The organism is Bradyrhizobium sp. Leo114, from assembly GCF_055229415.2.
On the sequence record NZ_JBUYEN020000033.1, the window covers coordinates 1 to 18,422 of the forward strand.

18 protein-coding genes and 1 pseudogene are annotated in these 18,422 nt (G+C 59.6%); 10 read left to right on the forward strand and 9 right to left on the reverse strand.

The window, feature by feature from the left end:
* Nucleotides 1-302, reverse strand: a pseudogene (locus ACZIRK_RS31480) (hypothetical protein); the annotation flags it as partial.
* A gap of 1,069 nt (nucleotides 303-1,371) precedes the next feature.
* Between ACZIRK_RS31480 and ACZIRK_RS31485 the strand changes: the two are divergent.
* Nucleotides 1,372-1,575 carry a cold-shock protein gene (locus ACZIRK_RS31485; protein WP_028165752.1) on the forward strand — a complete coding sequence of 68 codons (204 nt, stop codon included), beginning with the start codon at nucleotides 1,372-1,374 and terminating at the stop codon, nucleotides 1,573-1,575.
* A gap of 188 nt (nucleotides 1,576-1,763) precedes the next feature.
* Here the strand turns inward: ACZIRK_RS31485 and ACZIRK_RS31490 are convergent, their stop codons facing one another.
* The 5 genes from ACZIRK_RS31490 to ACZIRK_RS31510 all read right to left on the reverse strand — a co-directional run bounded on the left by ACZIRK_RS31490 (nucleotide 1,764) and on the right by ACZIRK_RS31510 (nucleotide 7,081).
* Nucleotides 1,764-2,171 (reverse strand): thioredoxin family protein, encoded by a 408-nt coding sequence (locus ACZIRK_RS31490; RefSeq protein WP_130224533.1) that lies wholly within the window; start codon nucleotides 2,169-2,171, stop codon nucleotides 1,764-1,766.
* Between the two features lie 199 nt (nucleotides 2,172-2,370).
* Complete coding sequence (locus ACZIRK_RS31495) at nucleotides 2,371-3,201, reverse strand: branched-chain amino acid ABC transporter permease (RefSeq protein WP_456645924.1); 831 nt, start codon at nucleotides 3,199-3,201, stop codon at nucleotides 2,371-2,373.
* Between the two features lie 30 nt (nucleotides 3,202-3,231).
* On the reverse strand, nucleotides 3,232-4,401 hold the full coding sequence (locus ACZIRK_RS31500) for a substrate-binding protein (RefSeq protein WP_207230965.1): 1,170 nt from the start codon (nucleotides 4,399-4,401) through the stop codon (nucleotides 3,232-3,234).
* A 62-nt stretch (nucleotides 4,402-4,463) separates the two neighbouring features.
* Nucleotides 4,464-5,102, reverse strand: a complete 639-nt coding sequence (locus ACZIRK_RS31505; RefSeq protein ID WP_245474584.1) for an ABC transporter ATP-binding protein — start codon at nucleotides 5,100-5,102, stop codon at nucleotides 4,464-4,466.
* 77 nt (nucleotides 5,103-5,179) lie between these two features.
* Nucleotides 5,180-7,081: a branched-chain amino acid ABC transporter ATP-binding protein/permease gene (locus tag ACZIRK_RS31510; protein ID WP_130224539.1), complete on the reverse strand. Its 1,902-nt coding sequence runs from the start codon at nucleotides 7,079-7,081 to the stop codon at nucleotides 5,180-5,182.
* Nucleotides 7,082-7,772: 691 nt separating this feature from the next.
* Between ACZIRK_RS31510 and ACZIRK_RS31515 the strand changes: the two genes are divergently transcribed.
* The 8 genes from ACZIRK_RS31515 to ACZIRK_RS31550 all read left to right on the forward strand — a co-directional run bounded on the left by ACZIRK_RS31515 (nucleotide 7,773) and on the right by ACZIRK_RS31550 (nucleotide 16,049).
* The gene (locus tag ACZIRK_RS31515; RefSeq protein WP_130224541.1) at nucleotides 7,773-8,813 is read left to right on the forward strand and encodes a sugar-binding transcriptional regulator; all 1,041 of its coding nucleotides are present in this window, start codon (nucleotides 7,773-7,775) and stop codon (nucleotides 8,811-8,813) included.
* A gap of 30 nt (nucleotides 8,814-8,843) precedes the next feature.
* A complete protein-coding gene (locus ACZIRK_RS31520) occupies nucleotides 8,844-10,352 on the forward strand; it encodes an ABC transporter substrate-binding protein (protein ID WP_130224543.1) in 1,509 nt (502 codons plus the stop codon).
* A gap of 88 nt (nucleotides 10,353-10,440) precedes the next feature.
* Complete coding sequence (locus tag ACZIRK_RS31525) at nucleotides 10,441-11,340, forward strand: ABC transporter permease subunit (protein ID WP_130224545.1); 900 nt, start codon at nucleotides 10,441-10,443, stop codon at nucleotides 11,338-11,340.
* Complete coding sequence (locus tag ACZIRK_RS31530; protein WP_130224547.1) at nucleotides 11,337-12,416, forward strand: ABC transporter permease subunit; 1,080 nt, start codon at nucleotides 11,337-11,339, stop codon at nucleotides 12,414-12,416. Before ACZIRK_RS31525 ends, ACZIRK_RS31530 begins: the two co-directional genes overlap by 4 nt.
* Nucleotides 12,413-13,144: an ABC transporter ATP-binding protein gene (locus ACZIRK_RS31535; RefSeq protein ID WP_130224549.1), complete on the forward strand. Its 732-nt coding sequence runs from the start codon at nucleotides 12,413-12,415 to the stop codon at nucleotides 13,142-13,144. Before ACZIRK_RS31530 ends, ACZIRK_RS31535 begins: the two co-directional genes overlap by 4 nt.
* A gap of 2 nt (nucleotides 13,145-13,146) precedes the next feature.
* On the forward strand, nucleotides 13,147-13,860 hold the full coding sequence (locus ACZIRK_RS31540; RefSeq protein ID WP_130224551.1) for an ABC transporter ATP-binding protein: 714 nt from the start codon (nucleotides 13,147-13,149) through the stop codon (nucleotides 13,858-13,860).
* A 29-nt stretch (nucleotides 13,861-13,889) separates the two neighbouring features.
* Entirely contained in the window at nucleotides 13,890-14,474 is a 585-nt protein-coding gene (locus tag ACZIRK_RS31545; RefSeq protein WP_130224553.1) for a transglutaminase domain-containing protein, read from the forward strand.
* Between the two features lie 12 nt (nucleotides 14,475-14,486).
* Nucleotides 14,487-16,049 (forward strand): xylulokinase, encoded by a 1,563-nt coding sequence (locus ACZIRK_RS31550; RefSeq protein WP_130224555.1) that lies wholly within the window; start codon nucleotides 14,487-14,489, stop codon nucleotides 16,047-16,049.
* 176 nt (nucleotides 16,050-16,225) lie between these two features.
* Here the strand turns inward: ACZIRK_RS31550 and ACZIRK_RS31555 are convergent, their stop codons facing one another.
* The 3 genes from ACZIRK_RS31555 to ACZIRK_RS31565 all read right to left on the reverse strand — a co-directional run bounded on the left by ACZIRK_RS31555 (nucleotide 16,226) and on the right by ACZIRK_RS31565 (nucleotide 18,014).
* Complete coding sequence (locus tag ACZIRK_RS31555; RefSeq protein WP_207230966.1) at nucleotides 16,226-16,441, reverse strand: hypothetical protein; 216 nt, start codon at nucleotides 16,439-16,441, stop codon at nucleotides 16,226-16,228.
* Nucleotides 16,442-16,698: 257 nt separating this feature from the next.
* A complete protein-coding gene (locus ACZIRK_RS31560; RefSeq protein WP_349645058.1) occupies nucleotides 16,699-17,622 on the reverse strand; it encodes an acetamidase/formamidase family protein in 924 nt (307 codons plus the stop codon).
* Nucleotides 17,553-18,014: a hypothetical protein gene (locus tag ACZIRK_RS31565; RefSeq protein ID WP_130224559.1), complete on the reverse strand. Its 462-nt coding sequence runs from the start codon at nucleotides 18,012-18,014 to the stop codon at nucleotides 17,553-17,555. The genes ACZIRK_RS31560 and ACZIRK_RS31565 overlap by 70 nt, the downstream gene beginning before the upstream one ends.
* 105 nt (nucleotides 18,015-18,119) lie before the next feature.
* Between ACZIRK_RS31565 and ACZIRK_RS31570 the strand changes: the two genes are divergently transcribed.
* The gene (locus ACZIRK_RS31570) at nucleotides 18,120-18,371 is read left to right on the forward strand and encodes an adenosine-specific kinase (protein ID WP_474418797.1); all 252 of its coding nucleotides are present in this window, start codon (nucleotides 18,120-18,122) and stop codon (nucleotides 18,369-18,371) included.
* Nucleotides 18,372-18,422: the final 51 nt, after the last annotated feature.

Consider the following 18,422-nt stretch of genomic DNA (forward strand, 5'->3'; position numbering starts at 1 on the left):
GCTTGCAGCGCATGTAGCGCTCGAGCTCGTGAATGGGTGTCGACTTGCGCCGGCGGATGATGTCGAGGGCGACCGTCTGACGGGTACTGCAGCCCAGGCACTTCACCTCGAGATAGCTGTAGCCGGCATTGAGCGCGTCGCCGAGCGCAGGCGAGGGCTGCGCCGGTCCGTGAAAGGCCAGCATGCGCATGTTCCAGGCTTGGCATGCGAGCCGATCTGCGTCCTTGCGCGCCTTGGCCGCTTGTTTCGGCTGCCGCTCGCACTGATGCGCCAAAAATGCTCTCTCTGGACTTCGTAGCCATCTCCTAAGCATCGCGTCCGGGCGCCGCCAGAGCAAGCCGCTAGGCCTTGGGGATTGACGTGGGGTCTACGGGCTCGGAGCCCAAAAGAAGCAGCCCGGTCAGGTGCGGACCGAGCTGCTAGGGGACAGTGCACAGCACGGTTGGTGATCGTGTGTGCGCGCTTCCAACCTTGCGACGAAGAATCGGTTCCAAACTAGCCTGCTTGCCGGCGGTGTGCTGACCTTCTCGCAGCCGCACGGCTCGCCCGTGGCGACGAACAGCAACTTCAACCGGCTGATTGAATATCACTCGCTCGGGTACGCGCGAGAGGTGGGGCGGAGCGGACAACCCGGTTGTACCCCAACCCTGTTGCATGAGCGCGGGCGCAGGGCGGCGGTGACGTCGCTATGCGACGATCCCGAGTGGGAGAGGGCGTTGACAAGCGCCGCTTCGAAGAGATCCTTCGTAGGAAGAGGGAAACCGAACAGGAACCCGAGCGATTCCTTCTCTGCGCCTGACGGTTATCAGCCCCGCTACGGCGGGGTTTTTCATGTCCCCACCTTTAACCGCTCCAAAGTCCCCGGCTGATGGTCGAGCCGCGTCACGCCTTCCTGGAAGGCCGGCATGTCCAGAGAGGGGGCCGAACTTGTTGTGCTGCATGCGGTAGCTGGCGCGCACGAACTGATTGATGCTCTGGGCTATCTCATTGATTTGACGCGGCCGGCTACCAAAAAATGCCAGCACCAAGGATGCTAGCAAGACGCTGCCGGACGTCTTGTGAAATGGCCCACATAGTAGCAGCCCGGCCCAGGGGACAAATCCGGACCGAGCTGCCTTTGGGCGCTACACACATGGATCCTGTGTGCGACCATTCAACGTTTCCACAAATGGACTGTTCCGCGTCGCCTCGCTAGCCGTGCCGATGGGCAAGAGGCGGACGAAGAGACTACGGGGCCCAGAGCCGGAGAAAACCAGCTCGCCCCGGGCATGGACCGAGCTGTCAGGGGGCAGGGTGCAGGCGGCTTTTTCTTGCCCTGAACCGTCGGGCCGCACTAAATTACCGCCATTGGTTCAAAAATGGAGTGCCGGCGTGGCAACGGGTATTGTGAAGTGGTTCAATGCAACCAAAGGTTATGGATTTATTCAACCTGACAAGGGCGGCAAGGATGTCTTCGTCCACATCTCGGCCGTTGAAAAAGCGGGGCTGAGCGGTCTCAATGAGGGGACCAAGGTCAGCTACGAAGAGATGACCAACAGGGGCAAGACGTCCGCTGAAAATCTAAGAGTCGGATGAATTCGAAACCGCCGGCCTCGCGCTGGCGAAATTATGTCGAACATATAACCCGGCCTCAGTGCCGGGTTTTTCTTTGGGCGGGCGGGAGCAGGTCGATCGCCTGCGCCAGTTCATCCTCGGCGACCGCGCGTCTCGTCGACGCTGAGATCGGCGGCATCACGGCCGCCTTGACCGGGCCGGACTGATCGCTACCCCCGATTGGCCGGGCGCGTCTTAGCTAAAAGCACGGCGATAGCGGAACGCTCAGTGTCGGCTACCAAGCGGCCGGTTTCAGTCTTGCCTATGAACGCGATCAGCGTGGAAGGCCTACCAGCGCCAAAAAACTTCACCGCGTCCTGCTGATTGTCGAAGTCGACAGTGAAGTAGATGAGGTCTTTGAACTCGGGCTGTGCCGTCAATTCGCTCAGGATCGGTTTCTGCTTCTGGCAGTCCGGACACCAGGACGCATGGATCGCAACCAAAATCGGCCTGTCTGCCTCCTGCACCGCCGCGAAGGAGTCAGCATCGAACGGTCGGGTCTCGACGGCGAAAGCCGGCGCCGCGAAGGCTGTGCTTGCGGCAACCACTGCAAAAACGAGGGAACGACGCGAGAGCATGGCTCGGCTCCTTTGATTGTGGGTATAACGAGTTTGCGCACTATGAACTCGGCGCGCCGGGCCAAGGTGTCCGCAACCCTCTAGTTGCAATTGGCCGGCCAAATATGGCGATTGTACAGAGGCAGCAGAATGAGCATTAGTCCTGTCCGGAAGTACATCACACAGCGTTCTAATCCGGTTACCGGCGCGGGCTTTCCGCTCACGTCGCAATTGTACGGAATCGAAGGATGATCACGGCCAGGATGATGATGGTGAGGCTTCCAAGCACGGGGTTACCGTACGAGCTGACCAGCACCTGAGCGCCACCAAGGATCAAGGCAGCGAGTGCTAGATTGCCAAGTGACACCCCGGCGACGAGCACTAGCATGAATGCGTTGATCAGCCAGGGCACACCAAGGTTCGGGTGCACGCTCACAAGTGGCGTGATTAAGGCGCCGGCCAGACTCGCCAGGCCAGCACCGAGGCAGAAGGTAACAAAGCGGACGAACCGGGTGTTGATGCCGAGCGCCTGTGCCAGCTCCTCGTTCATGATGACCGCTTGGGCTACGAGGCCAATCTGGGTTCGGCGCATGACCAGCCACACGACGACGCCCAGCACGATTGCAACGAGGAGCAGGACGAGACGATACAGCGAATACGTGACTCCGCCGACGCTCACGGCTTGTGTGATGGCACTCTCAGTGAACTGAATCTCGCGTCCGAAATAGAGCGTAATGCTCTGGACAATGATGATGTTCAGACCCCAAGTCGCGAGGATCGTGTCGAGCGGCCGGACATAGAGGCCCCGAAGCACTCGCCACTCCGTTACCGCTCCGACCACGACACCGCCCGCAAGAGCGATCAACAACGCGCTCCACGGATTCCAGCCAAGCCAAGTAGCAACGACTGCTGCATAACTGCCAAGCGCAAGAAAAGCGCCGTGTGCAAGGTTGATGATCTTCAGGACACCGTAGACGATCAGGAGGCCGAGCGCCACGATGTACAGGACCCCCGCCGTCGTGACGACGTCGAAGAGTTCGATCGTGTACATAGCGATCAGCCTCCTGCTTTTCCTGCACTATCAGCGAGTCGGGCACTGGTCACCCGGATCGATCAGCCCAAAGTCCCTCAGCACCTTCGTCTTGCCATCGGCTTGGACTTGCGCCAAGTAGATCGGAAGCGGCGCGTGGTTCTGTTTGTTCATCTGAACGGACCCGCGCGGCCCCTCAAACACGACCGTGGGCAGGACCTTGATGATGGCATCCGCATTCGTGGTGCCAGCCTTTTCAGCGGCCATCGCATACGCGTGCAGCCCGTCGTACTCTTGCTCGGAAAGTGCGTTTGGCGTCTTCAGCTCCGCTCCGAACTTCTTCTTCATCGCCTCGAGGAAGCGTTTGTTCTCGGGATTGTCGATGCCCGTGAAATAGTCTCCCGTGTAGTACACGCCCTCGGCCGCGTTGCCGCCTGCCTCCGCAGTCAGCTCATCGATGGAGAGGCTTCCGATCGGCATCGTGAGCCCGGCTGCTTTCAGCTGCTTGAGAAAGTCGATGTTGGGGCCGCCGCCAGACGTGGAGTAGATGATACCATCGGGATTCGCTGCTCGGATTTTGCTAATGATAGCCGTCCAGTCCGATTGCTGGAGTGGTTGGTATTCTTCGCCGAGAATTATCCCGCCCATATCTTTGATCGTTTTCTTTGCAGCCTCGATCATCCCGCGCCCGAACGCATAGTCACTCCCAACTGCGGACCACCGTTTGACCTTCTTCTCGTCGGTCATGAACTTGATGAGTGGGGGCACGACCTGCTCCGGGACCCAGGCATTGACGAACAGGTATTCTCCGCATGCCCGGCCCTCGTAAAATGAGGTGTAGATGAACGGAACCTTCGCCCGCTCGGCGATCGGCGCGCCGGCATTGCGCGCCGCACTCGTTTCCATGGTGATGATGACGTCGGCCTTGTCCTGGCGGATGCCCGTGTTGAATGCCTTGACTGCGCCGGCCGGCCCGCTCTCGTCATCAAGAGGAACAACCTTTACCGGCTGGCCGAGAATGCCGCCCTTCGCGTTCAGCTCGTCGGCCGCGAGTTCGGCCGACTGCACGACTGCCGGCGCGACAACGCTGTTCACCCCGCTGAGGCCAACAGGTATGGCAATCACGACCGGCTTTTTCTCCTGCGACCGCACTGGTGCGACCGCCAGAAGCAATGAGGCTGACATCAGGAGCAGTAGTTGGATCCCATAAACCTTTCGCATTGGATTTTCTCCCTTCTCCCAGTTCAAAAGGATGCAGCGTTCCGGACGCAGGCCTCGTTCGGCTAAATCGCAAGGTGACGCTCTATAGTTTTCTGCGCCCCGGGGTCGCTCGAATTGCCGGTCTCTACAATCGTTCCAACCTTCAGGACCGCGTATCGGTCGGCCAACGCCAAAGCAAACCTGACATTTTGCTCTACAAGTACGATGGTGGTCCCATGGGCGCGTCGCTCCTGTGCCAGGATGTCCTGAAGACGTGTGATCACTGCGGGTTGCAGGCCTTCGGTGATCTCGTCGATCAGGACCAGACGCGGGCGCGTCAGTAGTGCTCGTGCCATCAGGAGCATCTTCTGCTCGCCACCGGACAGCGTGCCTGCTCGCTGCTGGCGTCTGGCGGTTAAGAACGGAAACCATCCCGCCACCGCGATCAATCGCTCGTCGAAGCTCGAAGGCCCTCGCAACGCCAATCTGAGGTTCTCCTCCACCGAGAGATCCTGGAAAATCGACTTTTCCTGGGGGACGTAACTGACTCCGAGCCTCGTGATCTGGTATGGGGGCCAGCCGGTTACATTTTCACCAAGCAGTTCGACTTGGCCGCGCCGAGGTGGTAGCAATCCCATAACGGTCTTCAGCAAAGTCGTTTTGCCCATGCCGTTTTTACCGAGGACCCCGAAGATCTCCCCAGGTCCGATGTGGAAGGTCACTCCGTGGAGCACTCGAGAGCTGCCGTACCCACCCTCCAAGCTACCGACGGCGAGGCCGCGTGGGGCCACTGACGCGATCATGCGGTTCCTCCGACATAAATCGAACGGATGAGGTCCGAGTCGGCAATCTCCGATAGCGGCCCGTCGAGCAGAACTTTTCCCATGTGAAGGGCGACCAGTCGCGTGCTGATTTTGCGGACGAAGTCGAGATCGTGCTCGATGAGCAAAATGCACAGCCGGTGGCTCTGGGCCAACTCTGTCAGCACGCTCCCGATCGCCGCTCGCTCGTCGCGTGTGAGACCCGCGGTCGGCTCATCAAGTAGCAGCACGGTCGGCTCTTGGGCGAGTACCATAGCGAGCTCTAGCGCCTGCTTGGCGCCATGAGACAGATGACCCGCCCGCTCGTTGAGCATGGTCGTCAGTCCAGAGACTTCCACCGCGTCAAGCGCGGGCTCAGGTAACTCGACTGTCCGCGACCGTCGCCAAAGGGATGTAGGCTTTCGATATGACCGCGCCACGCGAAGGCAGTCCAGGACCGTCAGCGCATCGAAAACGTTGGGAGTTTGGAACTTCCGACTAACGCCAAAGGCCACGCAGCGTTGCGGCGGGAGCCGGTCGATGCGATGACCATTTATCAGCACTTCGCCTGTCGAACGCTCGCGGCCATCAGCGATGCAGCGGAGCAGAGTCGTCTTTCCGGCCCCGTTCGGCCCGATAATCCCAACAACCTCGCCGCGGTATGCTTTGAGCGAGACCCCATGGAGCGCCACGAGGCTTCCATACTGCATGCCAACATCACGTAGCTCCAGCACTGGAGCTTCGTCCGGCGAGCCTATCACGTTGCGCCGCTGACCCAGAATGTCCCCCGGGCTTGAAAGGGCGACGGCGGTGCCTGCCCATGCTCCTGGCTGCGCGTCAGCGGACGCTGCATTCCGTCCTCGATTGAGAAGTTGCCTGATGGGGCTGACCAACACTGACAGGCCCTGGCCGATTGCCGGGACGAGTCCCTGAGGGAGATACACGACGACGAGTACGAAGGCGAGCCCCACAAAGAGCAACCAGATGAATGGCAGGTTGCCTCCGAGCAGCGCCGAGACGTAGTTGACCCCGACCGTGCCGAGGATCGGACCAATAAGTGTCCCGCGCCCACCCAAGGCTGTCCAAACGACAAGTTCGGTTCCGAAGACGAAATCCCCATAGGAGTGAGCCGCGACGCTGCTAAACAGTACGTAGAAGGCGCCGGCCATGGCCGCGATGGCGCTGCATGCGGCCATGAGACGAATCTTCAGGTACGAAGTGTTTAAACCAAGGTAGCGGCAGCGCTCCTCGTTCTCGCGAATGGCGAGCAGAACTCGGCCAGCGTCACTCGAAACGAAAACGTACGCGCCCATGGCAACAACGAGAAGGAGCCCGCCCGCGATATAGTACCACTCCGTGATGGAAAGGAACGGCACTGGGATGGGCAGCCCGCTGCTTGATCCAGTGTAGGCTCCCCCACTCAGGATGATCTGCGTGAATACGACAGGAAGTGCGAGCGTGACGATGGCAACGTAGATGGGCGACGCGCGGTCCCAAAAAGAGAGCCAACCCACGGCAGCTCCGACCAAGGCCGCGCCGACCATGGCAGCGAAAATCACTCCTGCGGTGGCGAGCGCCCCGTCGACGTAGTACGCCAAGGCGATGGCAACCATGTAGACCCCGATGCCGAAGAAGGCCGACTGACCAAATGTCAGGACACCGGTGTATCCCCACAGGAGATCGACCGTGACGGCTGCGATCGCGAAGAAAAATGCCTGCGAGAGAATCTGTTGCGCGTATTCCCCGAGCACGATCGGGCTACTGAGCAGGAAGGCAGCGAGCACGATGGAAACTCCGAAGATCGTCAGCCATCTACGGGCCGAGCTCAACGGAGAAGTGATCTCCTCTGCGAGCGTCCTGCTCGCTGGGATCAGCACGTCCGTCTTCTGACGATGGGTCATACTGCTACTCTGATCCGCCGCCCCCTTACGTAACGCTTTCCCCTATTGTTCGGACGCCACGGTGAGCAAGTCGCGATGCCGAATGAGATCGAGAATTCGCAAAAGCACTTGCTTCCCCTTGAGCGTACGGCGAGTGCGAAGCTTCGTCCCGGTCGCGAAAAACGTGACCGGAGTCCGCGAGCTCAAGGAGGACGATGGGCGGACGCTGTTGAGTGCCGCTTGTCCGCTCCATTCCAAGCTTTTGGCGACGTTGGCCTGCTTGGCGCCCACGATCGGCTCCATTTGAATACAGGCAATCGTGAGCTCGCTTTGCGCGCCCGAAATGTCGCTCATTGGCCATTCCCACAAGCGAACGGGAGGCTGCAGGCTGCCTATCTACCGCAGCGATCACCAACGATGGTGACTCAATTCAATTGAGTTCGCAGAGCGGAGTCAAGCTCGCACGGCAAACGGCATCGGCGGAACTTTCCTCCATCCGGTTTGGCAATCCGCGACAGCGAACCTGCCTTCGCATGTGCAAAAGGTTCATGCCCAAAAGCCTCATGCAGATGGTGTGCTGACGCGAAATGGAAGCTGCAAACATGCGGTCGCGTGGTGGCTTCGTACGCCCGGAACACTTCCTGGTGCGTGTATTGACCTGCACTTCCACCTCGCCGTACAATTGAGCGCGATCTGCTCAAATGGTATACCCATGGCGACGCCTTACGACCTGATGATGCGGGTGTCGCATCACTACTATCGCAGCCATCTCACCATGGCTGAGATCGGAAATCGTCTCGGTATTTCGAGGCACCGCGTTGGTCGACTTCTTAAGGCGGCCATCGCCACAGGCGTGGTCAATATCGAGATCCGCGTCCCAACTAGCGAAAACGTTGAGCTCCGGAAGGCGCTGGAAACAGCGTTCAAGCTCAAGGCAGCCCTGATCGTTGATGTGCCGCCCGACATTTCACCGGATCAGATGAAGCAGGTGACGTGCCGATCGGCGGTCTCGTTTCTTAGAGACAGGCTAAGCGCGCATCGGACGATCGGAGTGGGATGGGGAAGTACGACATTCGAACTTATCAATGCGCTTGAGCCTCTAGATCTTTCGAACACGAAGGTCGTGCAAATCACCGGCGGCAACAAAAGGCTATCGATGCAGTTCGATTGCCACGAAGTCGCGCGTCGCCTTGCGCAGAAGCTTCATGTGCAGCCTATCCTGCTGCATGCGCCAGGAATCGTCGATAACAGGCGGACGCGCGAACTGCTGATGCGGGACAGCAATATCCGCGATACTTTTAAATATTTCGGTGAGCTCGATTTGGCGATTGTCGGTATCGGCGCGGTTAGGCCGGCAATTCAGTCCATGCTAATTACGAGCGGGTACATTTCCGCGACGGAATTGAGGTCCTTGAAAAGGGCAGGAGCCGTCGGCGATGTCTTTTCCTATTTCATTGACGAAGATGGGGAGGTCGTACGAACCGAGCTCTACAATCGGCTGATCACGATTGGTCTTGCCGATGTTCGCCGCATTCCAACCACCTTGGGTGTAGCCACTGGCGCGGCGAAGGCGCGAGCCCTTGCTGCGGCCATGCGTGGCGGATTTATCAATACGCTGATCGCGGACAGTTCGCTGGCCCGCGCGGTGCTGGCGTTGCAGCCGAAGGCTGGCAAGGTCCGCGCAGCGCCCAAGGCGCGCATTGCGCCCGCGAGTAAAGGATCGAAAGTTAATCTGCGGAGGACATGCGACTAAACGATCGTCCCAAATCCTAGGGAGGAAGACATGAGTGCTAATGTCTCTGTCACTACCGAACAGGGTGCTGGTATGTCTCCTGTTCGCACCCCCAAAGACGCGCTCTCGCGGCGAGAATTCGTGAAGGCCACGGCAGTAGCCGGCGCTGCGACCGCCATCAGTTCCTTTCCGTACATTCAGGCCAAGGCGGCTGAGACTCCCTCGATCAAATTCGGTCTTCTCGAAGATAGATCAGGCAACTTCGCCATCTTCGGCCTCAACAAGTGGCACGGGACTCAGCTGGCTATCAAGGAAATCAACGATGGCTGGACGCTCGACGGCGGTGTTCAGGGGCCTGGTGGTCCTGGCGCGTTTGCCAAGACCGCGGCAAAGCCGCCGACCGCCAACATCAAGGAGGTGGTGGACCGAGGTGGTGACGAGACGGTCGATGCGACGGTTTGGAAGGAAGGTGACGAGTATTTGGTCCAATCCGGCGAGAAGGGGGTGCTCGGTCGCTCGATTGAACTCATTTCGCCCGACCCGCAATCCGATAATACCCAGTTCCAGGCCTTGTCACGGCGCCTCATTCTCGAAGACAAGGTGGACGTCATCATGGCGGGATTCGCCAGCGCGGAGCGCGAGGCGATCCGTCCGATCATGTATCAAAACAAGATGCTCTACTTCTACAACAACCAGTACGAAGGGGGCGTAGCCGACAAATACACATTCTGCACTGGTGCAATCCCTGAACAGCAGATCGTGCCGGTCATGCAATACATGATCAAGAACTTTGGTCCAAAGATCTACACCCTGGCGGCGGACTACAATTTCGGCCAGTTGAGCGCCGCGTGGACGCGGGCGATGGCTCCACTGCTCAACGCAACGGTGATTGGCGAGGAGTTCATCCCTCTCAGCGTTTCGCAATTTGCGTCAAGTATCGCGCGCATTCAGCAGGCAAAGCCCGATTGGCTCATGATGTACATCACGGGCCAGAACCACTCGAATTACTATCCGCAGGCAAATGCCGCGGGCCTCAAAATCCCGATGGGGTCGAGCATCAATATTGCGCAAGGTTACGAGCATAGGCGCTTCCAACCGCCGTCTCTCGATCGCTTCCATGTGACAGCAAGTTACATGGAGGAGATACCAACCCCGCGTAATCGCAAGTTCGTGCAACGTTGGCGCGCGATGTTCTCCGACGAGCCCTACATGGCTATGGAAGGCCATAGCGCCTACGTCGCGACCCATCTCTATGCCAAGGCCGTCCGCCTCGCCGGCACGACGCAGAAAGAGGCCGTAATCGAGGCGCTGGAATCCGGCATTGGCGTTGAGGCGCCGGCTGGCTGGGTTTTTATGGATCCCGCCACCCATCATCTCAGCCAATACATCCGCCTCGCGCGTTGTGACGAGAAGCATAACATCCAGTTCGTGACTGAATGGCCCTACATCGAGCCCTGGTGGACGCGCCGGCTCGGCGTGAACCTAGTGCGGAAGTCGGAGTCAAAACAGTACATCCCGGACGAGGACCCGTTCTTCAAGAAGTTCGCGAAGAAGACTTAGACCGATTTGGGACGTGGAGGAGCGGGGGGAACGAGCGCGGCGTGCGCCGAGCTAGTGGATTGCATGTTCCTCGGAGGAAGGTAGACAGATGAGCTATGCCGACCTCGTGAGCCTCGCGTATCAGTACGTGGACAACATGGCGTTTCTGCTGTTGGCCGCGCTCGGGTTGATCATCATCCTTGGGGTGGTGAACGTCATCAATCTTGCTCATGGCGAGTTGATAATGCTCGGCGCGTATATCACGACGCTTGCTTACAACCGCGCCCATCTTCCACTGCCGATTTGCATGATGCTTAGCGTCGTCGGCGTTGGCCTGTTCGGGATGGCGCTGGAGCGGTTCATTGTCCGGCGCTTCTACGGTGACAGACTCGGCGCGCTTGTCGCCACCTGGAGCGTCGGTCTGATCCTGAGCCAGGGCACTCTGCTGACGCTCGGTCCGTCGATGCAGTCCGTGCCGCTGCCGGCGTGGACCTTCTCGTATGGGGGCTACTCGTTCGGGGGCTATCGGCTTCTTCTTTTCGCCATCGCGCTTGCCGCAATATTTGCGACCTGGTGGGCATTCTATCGCACCAAGATCGGGGTGCGTACACGGGCGACAATGCAAAATGCTGATATGGCGCGCGCCCTCGGCGTAGACACCCGCCACATCTACCTGCTCACATTCGGTGCCGGGTCCGCCTTGGCCGGCCTCACTGGTGCGCTGTACGCCCCCACCACGACGATCGTTCCGCTGATGGGTACGCAATTCGTCGATGTCGCGTTCATCACCGTTGTGATCGGGGGCGGCGCTAACCCCATCATTGGAGCGCTATCGAGCGCCGCGTTGCTGGCCATGATCTCGACGCCTCTGTCCAGTGCTCTCGGCACCTTCATCGGACGCATCGGCCTCCTCGTTGCGGCACTCGTGGTAATCAGGTTTCTTCCGCGCGGATTATCCGGCTATTGGCAGGAGCTGCGTTATCAGCGCATGGGGAGGGCGTCGGTGTGAAAGAACCCATTCCGAACACCGGGACGAGGATGTGGCGGATCCTCAATGGCCCCCAAGAGCTCGGACGCGGACCCGCGTTCTGGACGTGTTTTGCGGCGGCGACGGTGATTGCCCTGGCCTATCCGAGTTTTGGCTCAGCGTTCGGTCTGTCCAATATTGCGAACTTTTGTCTTTACGTTCCGATGGCACTCGGGCTTTCGCTCTTGTGGGGCTATAGCGGCGTGCTCAGCTTCGGGCAGAGCGCGTTCTTCGTGATCGCAGGTTACGTCTATGGATTGGTAGCGGGCAATCTGATCGACATTCCAGGCGGCACGCTCGTCGGCGTCGGGGCAGGAATTTCGGCGTCCGCTCTGGTGGCCGTCATCTTCGGATACTTCGTCTTTTACGGACAGGTCAGCGGATGGATCATCCCGCTGCTGCTTCTGGTACTGTCGTTGATCCTGGAAACCTTCCTTGGGCAAACGGCGGGTTACCAGTGGCGTGTCGGCAGCGTGCTGTTGGGCGGTTACAATGGGATGACCGGAATTCCGTCGATTCAAATCGGCTCGATCACTTTCGTCAGCGCGAGCATAGCTCTCTATTACCTCGTCATGGTGCTGACGCTGATGATTTATCTCGGCCTTCGGATCCTGGTGAATTCCCGGTACGGACACGTTGTAATCGCGATCAGGGACGATTCTGAGCGTACGCGCTCGCTTGGGTACAACGTTGCCATCATTCAAATCCAGGTGTTTGTCCTGGCCGCGGCATTGGCTGGGCTCAGTGGTGTCCTCTACGTCTCCTGGGGAAACTACATCAACCCCGCAAGCGCGGGAATGCTCATGGCAACCTTGCCGGTGATCTGGGCGGCAGTTGGCGGACGCAAGAGTTTGGTCGCTGTTTTGGTGTCAACACTAATCCTGCGTTGGTTGGCAGACACATTGGCGGTCAGAGGCGGCGAATATGCCTTTCTGATCATGGGAGTTCTATTGCTCCTGACCATGGTGTTCTTCCCGGAAGGGATCATCGTGTCGTTGGCGCGCGGTTACCGCCGTTGGCGACCGAAGGCACATGACGTGATACGGGCGCCGCAATGAGCGAACTCACCGATCGAGATGCGCGACCGCTGTTGCGGACCGAAGATCTCGTGAAATCCTTCGGCGGCGTTATGGCCGTCGATCATCTCAACTTGCTGGTGTCTGCCGGCGAGTTACGTTGCGTCATCGGTCCAAATGGAGCAGGAAAGTCGACGCTGTTCGGCTTGTTGTCAGGGCTTCACCGACCAGACCGAGGTCACATCTGGTTCAAGGGCGAGGAAATCACCCGGCTACCGCCTCATCGCCGGGTCCGCAAAGGCTTGTGCCAGAAATTTCAGACCACCCGCATCTATCGCGACCTGACGGTCGCACAGAATCTGCTCATCGCGAGCGGCGTTCAGTTCGAACGAGAAAACGAACGATTGAGGTGGGCGCTGCGCAGCCTCGATCTGGCGTCACGACCAGCGGTCAAGGCCGGCGAGCTGCCCCACAGTCACCAGCAGTGGCTCGAAATCTGCCTTACGCTATCCACCGAGCCCGACCTTCTTCTGCTCGATGAGCCGACCGCGGGAATGACTCTCGACGAGACCGCGCGGACGGCACGTTTCCTGATCGACCTCAACAGGCAGGGCCTCACGGTGCTGGTGGTGGAGCACGATATGGAGTTTGTGCGCCACATCGCGCGCCGTGTGACGGTGCTGCACAATGGACAAATCTTCAGTGAAGGTGTTTTGGAGGAGATTGAGGCTAATCAGGAGGTCCGGCGAATCTATCTAGGAGAGCGGTGAGAATGACACTCGGATCTCTCATCGAGGTGCAGGACTTGGTGGCTGGATATGGTAGCGGCGATATCCTGCAGGGCGTCACCCTGAGGATCGAGGCGGGCGAAATCGTCGCAACGATCGGGCGCAATGGAGTTGGCAAGTCGACATTGATGAAGACTCTCATCGGATTGCTCCCCACCCGTTCCGGATCGATACGGTTCAAGGGGCGAGCAATTACGAATTTGCCGCCGCATAAACGCGCGGCGCTGGGCATGGGTTACGTGCCCCAAGGGCGGGATATCTTTCCCGAACTCACAGTCGAGGAAAACTTGCTGATGGGGGAGGGTATCAATCAGGCGAAGGTCAGGCCACGCTACGATCTGGTGTATGCATATTTCCCGATACTGCACGCGAGAAGGCGTCAGCTCGCCGGGACCTTTAGCGGCGGCCAGCAGCAGATGCTGGCGATCGGTCGTGCGCTCGTCGGTCGACCGGAACTGTTGCTGCTGGACGAGCCGTCGCTCGGCATTCAACCGAGCATCGTCCAGGAGATCGGCGAGAGCCTCACCAGACTTAACCGCGAAGAAGGCCTTTCGATTCTTCTGGTCGAGCAGAACGTTGGACTGATTTCACACATGGCGCAACGTGCATATGCCATGGACAAGGGGAGCGTGGTCGCGACCTTGACCTGGGAAACTCTCCAGCATCGAGAAGTGCTGGCGGAGCACTTGGCAATTTGATCTCCACCTGCTGAAGGATGTTCGAGACAATGTCAGCATCCAAATACGCGACGTTCCTGCGTAGGTATGTCAAGGACCAGAAGACCGAGTTAGCGGACCTCTATCACGCTGTCCGCAACATCCCCTACGGCTCGGTCGGGGATCGGGATCCCGTGAAGGTCATCACGAACAATGTGGGGTCTTGTTCGGGTAAGCACATTCTCCTGCGCGATCTGCTCCGTCAAATTGGCCATGATGCAGAGATCATCACCATCTTTGCCCATTTCAATCGCGGCGTCCCGTCGCATCCTTCCATGCCGGCGGACCTGCGCGTGATGATTGAGGGTGATCCCGTCTGCGATTTTCATCACTATCTCCGAGTGCTTGAGGATCAGCACTGGCTCAAACTTGACGCGACCTGGCATGATGCCTTGATGCCATTCGGATTTCCGGTGAACCGCAACTGGCGGGGAGCAGGCGACACGGTGCTCGCTGCGACGCCAATCAGGGAGTATCCGGCGGTCGAGGATTTGGCTGCGCGGAAGGCCGAGTTGCTTGCGCAATTGAGTCCGGCGGAGCGCGAGAAGCGGACGCGTTTCTTCGAGAAGCTGACCGAATGGATAGCGACACTCTGACCGAATGTGCCAATGATGACGGCAACTGATGTCTTTGTGGGAGTGGACGCGGGCACAACCGGCGCTAAAGTTGCGCTCTTTGACGGAGCTGGCAACGAGCTCGGGAGCGGCTACTCCGACTACCCTTGCATTTATCCGCACCCGGGGTGGATCGAGCAAGACGTGGAGGATGTCTGGCGTGGCATCTGCAAGGCCAGTCGGACGGCGCGAGCACAGGCGAACGTGCGGGATGAACTCATCCGATCGGTCGGCCTGTCGAGCCAGCGCGGAACTTTTATTCTGCTCGACGAGCAATATCGCCCACTCGCGCCCTGCGTGCTGTGGAACGACAGTCGAGCAAAGGACATGGAGCCTTTGCTGGCGGAGCGGCTCGGTATGGATCGCTTCCGAAGCATCACCGGCATGCCCATATCCGGAAGCTGGTCGATCGCAAAACTCGCCTGGCTCGTGCGCCATCGCCCGGATCTCATGCGACGCGTACGTCATGTCTGCAATGGTCAGGAGTTTTTCCTGTACCGGCTCGGGGCCGACCGTCTCGAGAGCGATCCTTCGTCGCTGACGTTGAACGGAATGCTGGATATCCGCAGCCTCGATTGGAGCAAGGACGTCATCGAGGCTGCCGAGCTTAATCCGAGCCTGTTCCCAACGGTCGGCAAGCCGGCCAGCCCGGTGGGCAAGCTTTCGCGTCAATCCGCCCAGCAGCTTGGGCTGCCAGCGGGCACGCCGGTGTGCCGGGGCGGCGGCGATCAGCAGTGCGCGGCGGTTGGTGCCGGCGTGACGAAGCAGGGATTGGCCGAGGTGACCATCGGGACCGCGGCAATGATGGTCGCACATCTTGACAGTCCCGACCTCGTCACCGGTTCGGCTCCCTATGTCGGCGGCCACGCCGTGCCGAGTAAATGGGATGCCGAGGGCGGTGCGTTTTCGATCGGCAGCTGCCTCAAATGGTGGCGCGACCACTTCGGTCAGCTGGAGCGCGCGCAGGCGGCCGAGCAAGGAGCGAACGTCTATGATCTGATCGTCGAGTCCGCGCAAGCGTCGCCGCCAGGCAGTCGAGGCGTGGTGTTCCATCCATTTTTCGCCGGCCAGGTAACGCCTTATTACGATGCCATGGCGCGTGGCGCCTTTCTTGGGCTGGGGCTCGATCACGACCGCAGCTGTCTGGTTCGCGCAATGCTGGAAGGGTGTGCCTGTGAAGTCCGGTTTATGGTCGACGGGATGGCGCGCGACCTTAAGGGCGGCATATCGGAGCTTCGCATGACCGGTGGCGGCGCGCGCTCGCGACCGCTCATGGAAATTCACGCTAGCGTTCTGGGCCGGCCGATCGTTTTGTTGCGCAATCGGGAATGCACGGTCCTGGGCGCGGCACTACTCGGCGCGGTGGCTTCCGGCCACTTCGCGGATGTCGACGAGGCTGTGCAAGCCATGGTCGTCATCGACCATGCGATCGATCCGGATCCCAAAGCCACGAACGTGTATCAGGATCTGTTCCAAGTTTTCCGACAAGCCTATGAGGCTCACGCGCAGTCGGGCGTCTATCAAGCAATCTATCAATTCCAGCAACGCTACTTTTGACGCCACGGCTGGCCGGGTCAGTTTCCAGAAAGTGTCGAGCCGCTCCGACTGCGGCCAAGTGACCGATGCCTTCTACACGGCATCACCCTCGCGTTTCTTTCAACAAGTCACGTGAAAGAGCCCGGTTCTCTTTGCGCGCGACCGGTTGAACACTCCGATCGCCTCGGGTGTCGGCTTCAAAAGAACCGCGCAACCCTTTCTTTCGAAAATGCTTCAGCTTCCGGTGACAGCTGCACGTTGCCCACCTGACCCGAGCCGATAACGACCTGGTCGCACTCCTTCTCGAAGACAAGTTTTGCTTCGTCTTCCGAAAGTACGTGAGAGGTACCGTAGAGCTTCTTTGATAACTTCTTTTTCCGCTTCACAACTTCGCCGGAAAGGCGAACGACCACGTCGTGCTCATACGTCTTTCCGTCAATTGTAATCGCGCCAAATGTGGCGCTCTCAATCTCATCGCGACCTCCTTCTAATCAGAGCCTGTTCAAACAGGCAGCGAGGCGCCTCGACGCCAGCATCATCCTCGCTGAAGAGCGTTCCAGTTGCTGGATTGGGGCGGAAGGGCAGAAGGTGGTGTTGGAGTGCACGTCGTCCCTGGATTGCCGCGCGGCATGCTCTGGCACCGCAATTCCTTTACGCAGGCGCATGCTGCTTATACCACCGTCATCTCGTGCCTCAGATCGGGAGCGAAGATGGCCTTCGGGATCAGGGCGTGAACGCCCCGGACGATATCTACCACCTGCGTCACGCGGAAGCTCACGGCGATGCTGCATAGGGCGTAGGCGTCCAGCTCGCTGATCTTCGCCCGCGTCGCCAGAAACTTGATCGCATTGCGCGCAGCAAGCGTCATCGCCGCGTTCAGGTCCTTGTCAAGCCCGATGACGATCCAATGTGTGTCCGTCTCCGCCACCGGCCAGGCCAGGTTTTCCTGCTTGTGGAGGATGATTTGGATGCGCAACTCTTTCATCCGTGTCTCCAGCGCGGTAAGCGAAATCTCGCCGTCCCCCTGCACCGCGTGGCTATCGCCCGTATAGATGAGGGCGCCCGGCTTCCATACCGGGATGTAGAGCGTCGAGCCTTCGGACAACTCGCTGAGATCGAGATTGCCGGCGTGCGGGCCTGGAGGCACCGAGCTGATCACGCCGGGGCTCAAGGGCGGGAAATAGCCGTCGGGCGGCGCAACGCCCAAGGTGCCCTGGAACGGCTTCAACGGAATGCTGATGTTTGGCATAAACTTGCCTGTCATGGCGCCAAGGTCGAGATCGACATACTTGATCTGGCCCTGCGCATAGTCCTGCGGCAGCAGGCCCGTGCCGAGCGATCCCGGGTTGTTGAACACCGCGCCCCATTCGTAGGGACGGATCGACTGGTACCGGATTTCCAGCACGTCGCCGGGCTCGGCCTTGTTTACGGCGATCGGCCCGATGATCGAATGCGGCCCTTTGCCCGGATTGTCAACGCGCAGCTTCGCCAGCGTGTCGATCGTTACGTCCGGCTGCATTTCATTCAGGAAGTGCGACCAAGTATCGGGGAAGCTGATGATGTCGCCCGACTCGACGGTGAGAATGGGTGGCAGGGTGGCGTCGAATACCCCGAGCCGAACCGTTTCCCTGGAATCACGTGCACGCGACCGTCAGGCTGGGAACGGCGCACAGGCCTGGCGCCGGACTCCTGCGACTGCGCAAGGCCGGTGAACCACGGCTCGACAGCAGCCAGCACCCCCAGAAAGCTGCTCGCCTGCAGGAACTTCCGGCGCCAGCGGCCACGGGCCGACAAGTAGCCACCAAAAGTTTCCTGATCGACGTGGTCCATATGGAGGAGGCGATCCGAGGCGCGATTGTCAAAGGCGGCGTCCTTGATATCCTCGCGGATGATACCCATTCCCTTCTCGTCGCCGCAGCCAAAGAGGTTAGCGCAGGCGTAATGGTGATCGTGAGCGTGTTGGCGCGCGTGTTCGAGCTCTGACATGATGACCCTCGCAAGTGGAGCTGATGCTGCGAGTTCGCGCTGTGAGCAAACTCCCGTTGAGTCGTCCCGTCAATGGGATGCCCGCTCCTCTAAGGCGACCGACCCGTGGGTCGAGGAGACGGCGGCTGGGTCGATCTCGACCTCCACAACCTAACAAAGCGCCAGCGCCCACCGGCGTCCGCAAGGGCCCCGGCATCGCATTTTATCAAGACGGTGGAAGGCCTCCACGAGGCGCTTGTGGGCGCGGTTCCGAGCATCAGCTTCGGGCTGGCTGTGCCATCGCGCCGCGGGCCCAACTATGCGGGCACTCCGACACAAACGTCAGAACTTGATGTAGGGATCGGCCGCGGCGATTAGAGGCGTCGATAGGATGGAGCAAGACCGCGCGAACACGACGCTTCGGCATAC